12 protein-coding genes are annotated in these 11,107 nt (G+C 75.7%); all 12 read right to left on the bottom strand.

What is annotated here, in order from left to right:
• Positions 1 to 192: 192 nt before the first annotated feature.
• The 12 genes from ACFVGO_RS34725 to ACFVGO_RS34670 all read right to left on the bottom strand — a co-directional run bounded on the left by ACFVGO_RS34725 (position 193) and on the right by ACFVGO_RS34670 (position 11,105).
• A complete protein-coding gene (locus ACFVGO_RS34725) occupies positions 193 to 1,107 on the bottom strand; it encodes a TIGR04222 domain-containing membrane protein (protein WP_380636117.1) in 915 nt (304 codons plus the stop codon).
• A 148-nt stretch (positions 1,108 to 1,255) separates the two neighbouring features.
• The gene (locus ACFVGO_RS34720; RefSeq protein ID WP_380636115.1) at positions 1,256 to 1,714 is read right to left on the bottom strand and encodes a hypothetical protein; all 459 of its coding nucleotides are present in this window, start codon (positions 1,712 to 1,714) and stop codon (positions 1,256 to 1,258) included.
• A gap of 372 nt (positions 1,715 to 2,086) precedes the next feature.
• On the bottom strand, positions 2,087 to 2,881 hold the full coding sequence (locus ACFVGO_RS34715; RefSeq protein ID WP_359911880.1) for an MBL fold metallo-hydrolase: 795 nt from the start codon (positions 2,879 to 2,881) through the stop codon (positions 2,087 to 2,089).
• Positions 2,882 to 3,078: 197 nt separating this feature from the next.
• Positions 3,079 to 4,011 (bottom strand): alpha/beta fold hydrolase, encoded by a 933-nt coding sequence (locus tag ACFVGO_RS34710; protein WP_359911883.1) that lies wholly within the window; start codon positions 4,009 to 4,011, stop codon positions 3,079 to 3,081.
• Positions 4,008 to 4,709: an indole-3-glycerol-phosphate synthase gene (locus ACFVGO_RS34705; RefSeq protein WP_359911886.1), complete on the bottom strand. Its 702-nt coding sequence runs from the start codon at positions 4,707 to 4,709 to the stop codon at positions 4,008 to 4,010. The genes ACFVGO_RS34710 and ACFVGO_RS34705 overlap by 4 nt, the downstream gene beginning before the upstream one ends.
• Complete coding sequence (locus ACFVGO_RS34700) at positions 4,706 to 5,443, bottom strand: N-(5'-phosphoribosyl)anthranilate isomerase (RefSeq protein ID WP_380358184.1); 738 nt, start codon at positions 5,441 to 5,443, stop codon at positions 4,706 to 4,708. Before ACFVGO_RS34700 ends, ACFVGO_RS34705 begins: the two co-directional genes overlap by 4 nt.
• Positions 5,440 to 6,585, bottom strand: a complete 1,146-nt coding sequence (locus tag ACFVGO_RS34695) for an acyl-CoA dehydrogenase family protein (protein WP_359911892.1) — start codon at positions 6,583 to 6,585, stop codon at positions 5,440 to 5,442. The genes ACFVGO_RS34700 and ACFVGO_RS34695 overlap by 4 nt, the downstream gene beginning before the upstream one ends.
• Before the next feature lie 191 nt (positions 6,586 to 6,776).
• Complete coding sequence (locus ACFVGO_RS34690) at positions 6,777 to 7,151, bottom strand: ectoine synthase (protein ID WP_359911895.1); 375 nt, start codon at positions 7,149 to 7,151, stop codon at positions 6,777 to 6,779.
• Positions 7,145 to 8,029 (bottom strand): tryptophan synthase subunit alpha, encoded by an 885-nt coding sequence (gene trpA / locus ACFVGO_RS34685; RefSeq protein ID WP_359911898.1) that lies wholly within the window; start codon positions 8,027 to 8,029, stop codon positions 7,145 to 7,147. The genes ACFVGO_RS34690 and trpA overlap by 7 nt, the downstream gene beginning before the upstream one ends.
• The gene (locus tag ACFVGO_RS34680) at positions 8,022 to 9,134 is read right to left on the bottom strand and encodes a hypothetical protein (protein WP_380636111.1); all 1,113 of its coding nucleotides are present in this window, start codon (positions 9,132 to 9,134) and stop codon (positions 8,022 to 8,024) included. The genes trpA and ACFVGO_RS34680 overlap by 8 nt, the downstream gene beginning before the upstream one ends.
• A 5-nt stretch (positions 9,135 to 9,139) precedes the next feature.
• Positions 9,140 to 9,418, bottom strand: coding sequence for a phosphopantetheine-binding protein (locus ACFVGO_RS34675; RefSeq protein WP_359911904.1), 279 nt, complete (start codon positions 9,416 to 9,418; stop codon positions 9,140 to 9,142).
• Positions 9,419 to 9,485: 67 nt separating this feature from the next.
• Positions 9,486 to 11,105 carry an AMP-binding protein gene (locus ACFVGO_RS34670; RefSeq protein ID WP_380636109.1) on the bottom strand — a complete coding sequence of 540 codons (1,620 nt, stop codon included), beginning with the start codon at positions 11,103 to 11,105 and terminating at the stop codon, positions 9,486 to 9,488.
• Between the last annotated feature and the right edge of the window lie 2 nt (positions 11,106 to 11,107).

The raw sequence follows: 11,107 nt of genomic DNA, 5'->3' as shown, positions 1-11,107 counted from the left end.
CCTCGCGTGCGCCCCTCTCCCCGCCCCGGGGCCTCCCCCGAGCTTCCCCGGGGGCCCGGCCGGGAGCGGCACCGGTCCGGGCCGCCCCCTCGACTGCCCCGGCGCGCCGGGCGTATGCGCCGCCGGCCGGGCCGAGGTCCACGACGTGCCGCAGAACCGGGCCGCGCCCCGGGTGGCGGGGCGCCTCCCCGGTCAGAGACCGCCGCCGCAGCCCCCTCCGCAGCCGCCCCCGCAGGACGCGCCGCCGCAGCCCCCGCCCAGGCCCACGCCGCCGCTGCCGCCGCTGTGGGAGATGGTGGTGCTCCTCGCGGCCGCCGCCCGGGCGAGGGCGTTCGAGCGGGCGCGGGCCGCCTCCCGGCAGATCCGCAGGTCGTGGCCGACGGGCAGGGCCGACAGCCCGCCCAGGGCCACCGTCGCCGGCCCCTGCCCGCGGCGCTCGGCCGTCCGGGCGTCGGCGAGCACGCGGGAGCCGAGCGCGGTCAGCGGGCGCAGCGGGCGCACGGGCGGCCGTACCCGGTGGTTGACCCACAGGGCGGCCGCGAACAGCGCGGTGAAGCCCGCCGGCGGCAGGAGCCAGTTCTCGTGCCGTGCGAGCGTCCACACCAGGGCGGCCGCGCCCGCCGCGGCCACCGCGAGGAGCACCACGGGCATCCACCCGTAGGCCTTGCGCACCCGCTCGACCAGTTCCTCGTCGTCGATCAGACCCGAGGCCGCCAGCCGCTTGCGCAGCGCCTTCGCTTCCGGCGACCAGTCCACCGACGGGATCAGCTTCCCGATGTCGCCGGTGCGGGTGAACCTCAGCGAGCGCACGGCCACCGCCTCGAACCCGTCCCCGGCCCCGTCCGTGGCCTCGTCCCCGGCTGTGGCTGCCGTGGTCAGTGTGACGTCACCGGAGCGGGAGGCGACGATCCGGCCCCTGTCGTACATCTCCGCGAGTGTCAGCTCCGCCAGGTTCCCGGCCAGGCAGGCGAGTTCCTCCCGGTCGAGGTCGAAGTCCCGGCCCGTCGCGAGCCGTTCGGCCCGGTTCAGCTCGCGCAGCGCGCGGCGGCAGTGCACCCCGGCCGCGGCCAGAGCCGCCCCCGTCCCCACCAGAAGGACCAGGACCACCCACATGACGCCCCCTCTCCCCACAGGTCGGCCCAGTGTGGGCGCGTCAGGGCCGGGCGGCAAGTCCCGGGCCGGGCACGGGCCGTGGGATTTCCCGGGCGTTGCACCGCCGACGGCCGGTCGGCGGGATACCCGGGAGCAGGTGCCGTCACGGGCGGACAGGCCGCCGGGTGACGGGGGGCGCTGACGGCGCCGTGGACGCCGTCACCGGTGTGCGGGTCGGCGGCGACGGTCGGGGCGGGGACGTCGCGGCCAAGCGGGCGGGTTCCCGGCGGGGGCGGCCCCGGCAGGCGCCAGGGGTGATGTCACGGGCCGACGGGGCGAACAGGGAGTGGGCGCCGCGGACCTGCCCAAGTCCGCGCCGGTACGGGCCGGAGGGGCGGGGCCGGTGGTCGGTGAGGGAGCGTGCGGCGACGTGGGTGACGGCCTGGTGGACGGGGGTGGGGCCGTGGACGAGTTCCAGCAGGCGCGGGGTGGTGGCGGGGACGGTGAGCAGGTGGGCGAGGACGGCGGCGGCGTCGGGGCGGTCGATCTCGCCGGGGCCGGTGTGTGCGGCGAGGTGGACCAGGCCGGTGCCGGGTCCGTCGCGGAACCGGGCGGGGCGCACCACGGTGCTGTCGAGGTCCGGGCGGGAGAGCTGGCCTGGTAGGCGCGGCCCTTGGCGCGCAGGAAGGTCTCCACGAGGGGTCGGCCGGGTAGTGCGCGGCCGGGTCGGAGCCCATGGCCGACAGGAGGACGAAGCGGCGTGCCCCGGCGTGGTGGGCGGCGCCCTGTTCGGGGCGCCGGATGATCCCGGACACCCGCAGGCCCCGGCCTGTGAGCAGACGGGTGGTCAGGAGTGCGACCCTGCCGTGGCCGCCTGCGATGACTACCGGCATGCGGGCACCTTACGGTCCGGGTGCCCGCCGGCGGGCCCCGCCGTGCGGGTGGGGCGCGGCGGGGCCCGGGGTCGCGGTCAGAGGTCGTGGTCGGGGCCCGGTCAGACGGCGACGAAGCGGCGGTGGCCGTCGGCGGCGAGGACGCGGCCGAAGCGCATGCCGGGGAAGTGGGCGGCGACGAGGAGGTCGTCGGTGTCGGCGGCCCGGTCGGCGATGCGGTTGCGCGCGGCGGAGGCGGCGGCGGGGTCGATGTCCCAGACGACCTGCCAGTCGCGTTCGGCGAGTTGGACGACGGAGTGGACGACGTCGCCGAGCAGCAGGGCGCGTCGGCCGCCGGAGGAGAGCACGTAGACGGTGGTGCCGGGGGTGTGGCCGGGGGTGTGGAGGGCGTCGATGCCGGGGGCGAGGGTGGTGTCGGCGTCGAAGAGTTCGAGTTGTGCCTCGACGGGGGCGAGTTTGGCGACGGCCTCGGGGGTCGCCGCGTCGCCGGTGACGAAGTGCTGCCAGTCGGCGCGGTGGGCGCGGTAGGTGGCGTTGGGGAAGACGGGCCGGCCGTCGACGGCGGCCCAGCCGACGTGGTCGAAGTGGAGGTGGGTGAACAGGACGTCGGTGATGTCGGCGGGGGTGGCGCCGTGGGCGGCGAGGGAGTCGAGGAGTGCGCCGCCGCGGTACTTGCCGTCGTCGTGGGGGCCGACTCCGGCGTCGACGAGGACGGTGCGCTGCCCGCTGCGCACGAGGAAGCCGCCCAGGGGCAGGGTGAGGGTGCCGTCGGGTTCGAGGTGGTGGCGGTGGCAGGCCCAGGGGTCGTCGGTGCCGGGGCGGGTGAGGATGTCGGCGGCCCGTTCGCTGCCGGTTCCGTCGGTGATCGCCTGGACGTCGATGTCGCCGATCCTCATGTGTGTGCCCTCCTGTGGCCGGCTGTCGGTGTGCCCGTGGCGGACCGGGGTCCGTTCGTGGGCTGTCGACGGCAACCTTCCCGGGCGGTACGGGATTCCCGTGCCCGGCGCGCGGGGGGCGGGCCCCGCCGTCCCCTTGCCCGGGGGGACGGCGGGGCCTTCCTGCCACCCTGCGCCAGGTGGTCGGTGGGCCCCCGTCAGACGGTGGCGAGGGCGGGGGCCGGCACGGCGGCCGCACCAGCGGCGGGCGCGGCGGCGGCGGGCGCGGCGGTGGCGGGCCGGGTGAGGCAGTCGTCGGTGAAGGCGAGGGCGCGCAGGTGGTAGGGGCGGGCGGCGTGGCCCAGGGAGAGGTTGTGGCCGGCGCCGTGGGCGGTGACCAGGTGGGCCAGGCCGGTGGGGAAGGCGGCGGTCAGGGCGGTGCGGGAGGCCTCGTCCAGGCGCCACCAGTGTTCGTGTTCGGCGAGGGTCAGGCGCACGGGGACGCGTACGCGGGCGGCGAGGGCGCTGTAGCGGGCGGGCCAGGTGGCCAGTTCGCGGGATTCGAGGGCGGGGACGGGGGTGAGCAGGGTGCGGGCGGCGTGGAAGGTGCCGGGCGGGTAGAGGTTGAGGGGGCCCCAGTTGAGGCGGCCGCCGCCGGCGAGGTCGTCGGGGCGGTCCCAGGCGCCGGGGGCGTAGTGCTGGGCGAGGCCGGAGATGTCGCAGCCGAGCAGGGGCAGGCGGGGGTTGTCGGGCCAGTGGGCGGCGAGTTGGAGGGCGATCTTGCCGCCGAAGGAGTGGGCGAGGAGTTGGACGCCGGCGCCGGTGTCGTGGGCGCGGGCGTAGTCGGTGAGGGCGGCGTGGAGGGTGGCGGCCTGGTCGGCGATGAGCTGGCCGGCCGGCAGGCGGTGGGCGGAGGCGCCGTGGCCGGGGCGGTCGACGGCGAGGACGGTGTAGCCGAGGTCGGCGGCGAGGGTGAGCAGGCTGGTGTCGGGGTGGGCGGGGCCGGCGAAGTAGGCGGCGCGCATGCCGCGGCCGTGGACGGCGAGGAGGACGGCTTTGGGGGCGCGGTCCTCGGGTTCGGCGACCAGGGCGGACAGCGGGATGCCGGCGGCGTCCAGGACCAGGGAGCGGGTGCGCAGGTCGGTTCTCACGCGGCGACTCCGGTGCGGGCGTTGTCGAGGTCGGCGAGCCAGCCGGTGAGGTCGGGGTTGCGCATGAGGGAGGTGCCGATGAGCAGTGCGGCGTAGCCGGCGTCCAGGAGGCGGGCGGCGTCGGCGGGGTCGGTGATGGCGGAGGCGGAGACGGGGGCGCGGCAGCCGGCCGCGCGCAGGGCGGGCAGCAGGCGCAGGCTGCGGCCGAGGTCGCCGCGGTCGCGTTCGCGGGTGCGGATGTCCTTGTTGTTGACGGCGACGACGCAGTCGGCGATGCGGGGCAGGGCGTCGAGTTCGCGTTCGTCGGTGATCTCGACGAAGGGGGTCAGGCCGAGGTCGAGGGCGCTGGTGACCAGGCGGGCGAGGGAGGTGGCGGGCAGCAGGGCGGCGGTGAGCAGGACGGCGGAGGCGCCGAGTGCGCGGGCGGCTTCGAGTTGGGCGGGGCGGGTGAGGAAGTCCTTCTGCAGGACGGGCAGTTCGGTGGCGGCGGTGACTTCGCGCAGCAGGCGGGGGGTGCCGCCGAACCAGCGGCCGGTGACGACGGACAGGCAGGGGGCGCCGGCCTGTTCGTAGCGGGTGACGAGGTCGGTGACGGTGCGCGGGCCCAGGAGGTCGGTGCCGTGGGGGTCGCGGAGTTTGACTTCCATGACCAGGGGGCGGGCGGCGGTGAGCAGCGCGTCGATGAAGCTCGGGCTCATGCGGTCGTCTCCTGGAGGCGCGGGTGCCAGGCGCGGGTGAGGGCGGTGACGTTCTCGTGGGTGAAGCGGCCGGTGCGGTCGCGGGCGGCGGAGTCGATGTCGGCGCCGGCGTAGAGGGGGTGGTCGGTGATGGTGCGGTAGGTGTCGCGGTTGGTGGTGCTGAGGCCGCCGGCGAGGAGGAAGGGGATGGTGAGGCGGGGCAGCAGGGCGTGGACGTGGGCGGGGTCCAGGGGTTGGCCGGTGGAGCCGACGCGGCCGTCGTCGGTGACGGTGTCGAGGAGGAACAGGTCGCAGCCGGCGCGGGCGAAGGCGCCGGTGAAGGCGCGTTCGAGGCAGCGTCCTCGGGAGAGGTGGAGGACTTTGACGAGGACGGCGTAGGGCAGGTGTTCGCGCAGTTCGGCGACGAGGGCGGGGCTCTGGTAGGCGTGGAGCTGGATCCAGCGGATGCCGGTGGCGCGGGCGAGGGCGGCGAGGGTGGGGGCGTGGTCGAGGAAGGTGACCAGGACGGGTTCCAGGCCCAGGCGGATGGCGGTGGCGGCGAGGTCGGCGAGGCGGTCGGCCTCGAGTTCGGCGGGGCCGCCGGGGATGCCGTGCCACAGGCCGACCAGGGTGGGGCCGGTGTCGGCGAGGAGGGTGAGGTCGGCGCGGGTGCGGGCGCCGCAGACTTTGAGGTGGCCGCTGCGGGTGGGGGCGAGCGGGGCGGCGGGGGCGTGCGGGGCGGCGGGGGCGGTCATTTGCCGAGTCCGAGCATGGCGGCGATGCGGTTGTACTGGATCTCGTTGCTGCCGGAGTAGATGGTGCCGGCGACGGCGTTGCGCACGTCCTTCTCCAGTCCGTATTCGGACATGTAGCCGTTGCCGCCGAAGACCTGGACGGCGGCCAGGGAGGTGGCGAGGTTGGATTCGCTGGTGAGGAGTTTGGCGATGGCCATGTCGACGGTGACGTTGTCGCCGGCTTCCAGTCGCTGGGCGGTGTCGTACAGCCACTTGCGGGCGGTTTCCAGGCGGATCTTGGTGTCGACGATCTTGTTGGCGACGGACTGGTAGGAGCCGATGGGTTTGCCGAAGGACATGCGGGTCTTGGCGTAGTCGAGGCAGCGGGCGAGGCGGTGCTGCATCTCGCCGGTGTTGACGATGAAGGTGTAGAGGATCTCGCGTTTCATGACGTGGTCGAGGACGAGGAAGCCGCCGCCGACGCGGCCCAGGACGCGGTCGGCGCCGACGCGGACGTCGTCGAGGTAGAGCTCGGAGAGGGGGGAGGTGCGCAGGCCCATCTTCTTGACGGGGTTTCCGGTGGTGAGGCCGGGGGTGTCGGCGTCGACGAGGAAGGCGGTGACGCCGAGGGCTCCGCCCTGGGGGTGGGTGCGGGCGTAGACGACGACGACGTCGGCGACGGGGCCGTTGGAGACGAAGGTCTTGGAGCCGTTGAGGACGAAGTGGTCGCCGTCGCGTACGGCGCGGGTGCGCATCTGCATGGCGTCGGAGCCGGATTCGGACTCGGTGATGGCGTGGGCGCCGATGGCGTCGCCGGAGGCGATGCGGGGCAGGTAGGCGTCCTTGAGGGCGGGTGAGCCGAAGGCCTGGAGGGGGACGCCGGTGGAGGCCATGGAGGTGGTGACGGAGAAGTTGAGGCCGCCGTCGCGGCAGGTCTGGCCGAGGCCTTCGAGGACGTACATGGTGGTGAGCAGGGACTGGCCCAGGCCGCCGTGGCGTTCGTCGAAGGGCAGGGAGAGGATGCCGGTCTTCTGGATCAGGCGCCACTTGTCGTGGGAGAAGGCGGCCTGTTCGTCGCCTTCGATGTGGCCGGCGCTGAGGTCGTCGCCGAAGCGGGCCAGGCCCTCGCGCAGGGCCGTCTGGTCGGCGTTCCAGCGGATCATCGGGGGTGCCGCCTTCCTCCCGGGCCGTCGGGGCCCGGGGTGGCAGGCCGGCGCCCGGTGGCGCCGGCTGACGTCGGTTCCAGGGCCCGTGCGGGGGCCCGGGCCCCCGGGCGGTGGGTGGGGGCGGCGGGCCCCGGTGGGGCGCGGGGTGCCTGGCGGGGGTGCCTGGCCGCGGGTGCCTGGCGGGGTGGCTAGTAGGCGGAGGAGGAGTGGGCGTCGAGCTGGTGGACCTCGTCGCCGCGCAGGGCCGGGGAGAAGACGCAGACCAGGCGCAGGTCCTCGTGGGGGCCGGCGACCAGGTAGTGGGCGTCGTGCTCGTCGAGGGCGTAGAGGCGTCCGGGGGTGATGGGGTGGGAGTTGCCGTCCATGTCGATGACCTCGCCGGAGCCGGCGATGCAGTAGCAGGCCTCCAGGTGGTTGCGGTACTCCAGGCGGGACTTGGTACCGGCGTTGACGATGGTGTCGGTGAGGCTGTAGCCGAGGTTGTCGCTCTCGACGAGGAAGCGGCGGGACAGGCCGTTGCCCCACTCGACGGTCTTCACGTCGGCCAGGTCGCGGATCAGCATGCGGGTTGTTCCTCTCGGGTGGTGGTGCCGGGGGTGGTGGGGGTGTGCGCGGTGGCGCGGGGTCCGCCTCTTGCGTCCGGGTGAGGGGGGCGGGCGGGGCGGAGGTCGGTGAGGAAGGCGCGCAGTTCGGTGACGGCGTCCAGGCCGTGGGCGGCTGCGTGTTCCAGGCGGGCGACGGCGGCGGAGCCGACGATGGCGGCGTCGGCGCCGGTGGCGGTGACGGCGTCCAGGTCGGCGGCTGTCCTGACGCCGAAGCCGATGGCGACGGGGGTCGCGGGGGCGGCGGTGCGCAGGGTGGCGACGGTGGTGGCCAGGGCGCGGTGGCCGGTGGTGGGGGTGGTGCCGGAGCGGCCGTAGTGGGCGACGAGGTAGACGTAGGCGCCGGTGGCGTCGCGGGCGGCGGCGGCGAGGACGTCGGGGGCGGAGGCGGGGTAGCAGGTGGTGACCTGCGGGAGGCCTTCGTCGCGCAGGGCCTGCTGCCAGGCGGGGCGCAGGCGTGGGGGCAGGGCGTGGACGAGCAGGGCGCGGGCTCCGGCGGCGGTGGCGGCGCGCGCGGTGGCGGCGGGGTCGCGGTGGCGCAGGCTGTGGCTCCAGTCGGCGAGCAGGACGACCTTGAGGTGGCGCAGCCGGGGGGTGAGGTCGGTGAGGTCGGCGAGGACGGTGTCCCAGGTGGTGCCGGTGTGCAGGGCGCGGGTGGCGGAGCGGCGGATGACGGGGCCGTCGGTGGGCGAGTCGGGGAAGGGGACGGCGAGTTCGAGGACGTCGACGCGCTGCTCGTCGAGCATGAGGGCGAGGTCGGTGAGGCGGTCGGCGGGGTCGCCGGCGTTGAGGAACAGGGCGAGGCCGGGGCGGTCCTGGGGGAAGAGGGGTTCAGGCACGGGTGGCCTCCGGTCGGCGGGCCGCGGGGTCCGGGGCGGCGGTCCCGGCGGCCGGTGGCGCGGGTGGCGCGGGTGGCGCGGGGCGGGCGGGGCGGGCGGGTGCGGTGGCGAGGCGTTCGGCCAGGGCGCGGGGGGTGCCGTCGGCGAGGGCGTCCAGGGCGGCGTCGTAGGCGGTGTTCCAGTGGGTGTGGCGGCCGGAGGCCAGGGCGAGGGCGGCGGCGTTGAGGGCGATGGTGCGGGTGGCGGTGGTGCCGGCCTGTCCGGCGAGGGCGCGCAGGAAGTGGCCGGTGAGGTCGCCGGGGTGGGGGGCGAGGTCGGCGAGGGTGCCGGTGTCGGGGGCGACGCAGCCGGCGGGCAGGTGGACGGTGCCGGTGGGGGTGTGCAGGGTGTTGTCGGCGAAGGGCAGGAGTTCGTCGGCGCCGGTGCGGTTGTGGGCCAGCCACACGGTGCGGGCGGGCAGGCGGGCGGCCAGGGGGCGCAGGGCGTCGAGGGCGGCGGGGGTGGAGACGCCGGTGAGCTGGGCGGTGACGGGGACGGTGGCGAGCAGGGGGCCGAGGGTGTTGAGGAAGGCGCCGAAGGGTTTGAGGGTGAGCGGGTAGAGGGTGCGGGCCAGGCGGGTCAGGGGCGGCGGGTAGACGTGGGGGCCGGCGAAGGCGATGTTGTGGCGGGCGAGGTGGTCGGCGGTGGCGGCGTGGCCGGAGGTGAGGGTGATGCCCAGGCGCTCCAGGAGGTCGACGGAGCCGGCGGCGCTGGTGTAGGCGCGGGAGCCGGTCTTGACGACGGGGATGCCGATGGCGGCGGCGGTGAGGGCGGCGGCGGTGGAGAGGTTGAAGGTGGCCGGTCCGCCGCCGGTGCCGACGATGTTGACGCTGTGGGGGTGGGCGGGGCCGGGGTGGGGGGTGCGTTCGGTGAGCGAGGTGACCAGGGCGGCGAGGGTGTCCGGGTCGGGCAGGCGGGTGGTGAGGCCGGCCAGCAGGGCCGCCGCCTGGGCCCGGTCGGTGTCGGCCGGGCCCAGGGTGCGGTGTTCGAGCTGGTCCCACCACGAGTGCCAGGCCTCGGCGTCGACGGGGCGGGCGGCGAGGAGCGCGGTGAGGGCCGGGTGCACGGGTGTCAGCCGCCCACGGTGGCCGCGGCGGCGGTGGCGGCGGTGCGGCGTTCGGTGATGAAGGCGTCGATGGCGGCGACCGAGCGGAAGTTGTTGGGGTCGAGGTCGGTGTCGTCGACGGGCAGGGCGAAGTGGTCCTCGACCCAGGCGATGAGCTTGAGGACGCCGAGGCTGTCGATGACGCCGTCGGAGAGCAGGTCGTGGTCGTCGGCGAGCTGGTCGGGGGTGATGTCGGGCAGGAACTCCTCGATGAGGAACCGCTTGATCCGGTCGATGTTGCTCATGGCGGGCAACTCCCTTGCGTGGATGGGTTGTTGGTGTTCGGTGGTGCGGGGCGCGGGGTGCGGGGTTTCAGGGGGCGGGCAGGACGGCTTTGCGGTCGACCTTGCCGGTGGCGGTCTTGGGCAGGGGGGTGTCGTGGATGGCGAGCTTCTCGGGGACGGCGGCGCGCGGCAGGTTGCGGGCCAGGTGCTCGCGCAGGACGAGGCTGTTGAGGGTGGAGCCGGGGGTGCGCTGGACGGCGGCGTGCAGGCGTTTGCCGGTGAGCGGGTCGCTCGCGGCGGCGACGGCGGCCTCCCGCACGTCGGGGTGGGCGAGCAGGACGCGTTCGATCTCGGCGGTGTTGACGGCGACGCCGCGGACCTTGACCTGGAAGTCGGCGCGGCCGGTGAGGTGGATGCGGCCGCTGTCGTCGCGGGTGACGAGGTCGCCGGTGCGGAACCAGCGCCGTCCCTCGCCTGCGCCCTCGGGGCGGGTGGTGAAGCGTCCGGTGTCGCGGGAGCGGTCGAGGTAGCCGGCAGCCTGGAAGGGGGTGGAGACGTGGAGTTCGCCGCTGCCGGGACCGGTGAGGGGGGTGCCGTCGGCGGTGGTGATGAGGGTGCGCACGCCGGGCAGGGGCTCGCCGATGGGCACGGGCAGGGCGGCCGCGGCGTCCAGGCGGTCCAGGCGGTGCAGGAAGCTGTCGTTGGTCTCGGTGCAGCCGTAGATGTTGTACAGGTGGGCGTTCGGCAGCAGCGCGGGCAGCGCGGCGAGCGTGCGGGCGTCGATGGCGTCGCCGGTGAACGCGGCGTGCTCGACGCTGTCCAGCACGGCGGCGGCGGGGCCGGCGGCCTGGACGAGCAGGGCGTAGGCCAGGGGGACGGCCTGCAGCACGTGAGGGCGGTGACGGGTCAGCAGGGTGAGCAGGTGGCGGGCGTTGAGGGCGTGGGCGGGGTCGATGAGCAGGCAGGTGCCGCCGGCGGCGAGGGTGGCCCACACGTCGAGCAGGGCGAGGTCGAAGTTGAGGGGCGCGTAGTTGGCGACGACGCGTCCGGGCCCGAGGTCGAAGGTGTCGTGGGCCCAGGCGGTGAAGCGGTCCACGGCCGACCGGGCGAGGGGGACGATCTTGGGCAGGTCGGTGGAGCCGGAGGTGGTGAGCATGAAGGAGGTGCCGGCCGCGAGGGTGGGCACCGGCGCGGGGTGGGGCAGGGCGGGCAGGGCGGGGGTGTCCTGGCCGAGGGGCGCGAGCAGGCGCCGGGCGCCGGCCTGGGCGAAGAGGGCGGCCAGCAGGGCGGGGGCGAGCTGCGGGGAGGGCAGCAGGAAGGGCCGGCGTTCCATCAGGCAGGCCAGCACCAGGGCGATCGCGCCGGGCGACTTGACGGCGTACAGGCCCACCGGCTCCCCCGGTGCCAGCCGCAGGGCCCTCAGGCGGGCGCGTTCGGCCTCGGCGGCCTCGGCGAGCTCGCCGTAGGTGACGGTGTGCTCGTGCCACAGCAGGGCCGGGGCGGTGGGGCGGGTGCGGGCGTGGGCGGTGAACGCGTCGGGCAGCGCCAGCGGCGCCGGCGGCGCGGGGGCCGCACCCGTCGCGCCCGTCGCGTTCGTGCCGGTCGCGGGGTTCGTGCCGGTGGCGGTCGTCGCGTTCGTGCCGGTGGCGGTCGTCGCGTTCGTGCCGGTGGCGGTCGCGGGGTTCGTGGCGGTGGGGTTCGTGGTCACGG

The sequence above is a fragment of the Kitasatospora sp. NPDC057738 genome (assembly GCF_042798815.1).
Classification (GTDB): Bacteria; Actinomycetota; Actinomycetes; order Streptomycetales; family Streptomycetaceae; genus Kitasatospora; species Kitasatospora lactacystinica.
The sequence above is the reverse complement of the archived record's forward strand: the minus strand, read 5'-3'. Positions and strand labels throughout refer to the sequence as shown.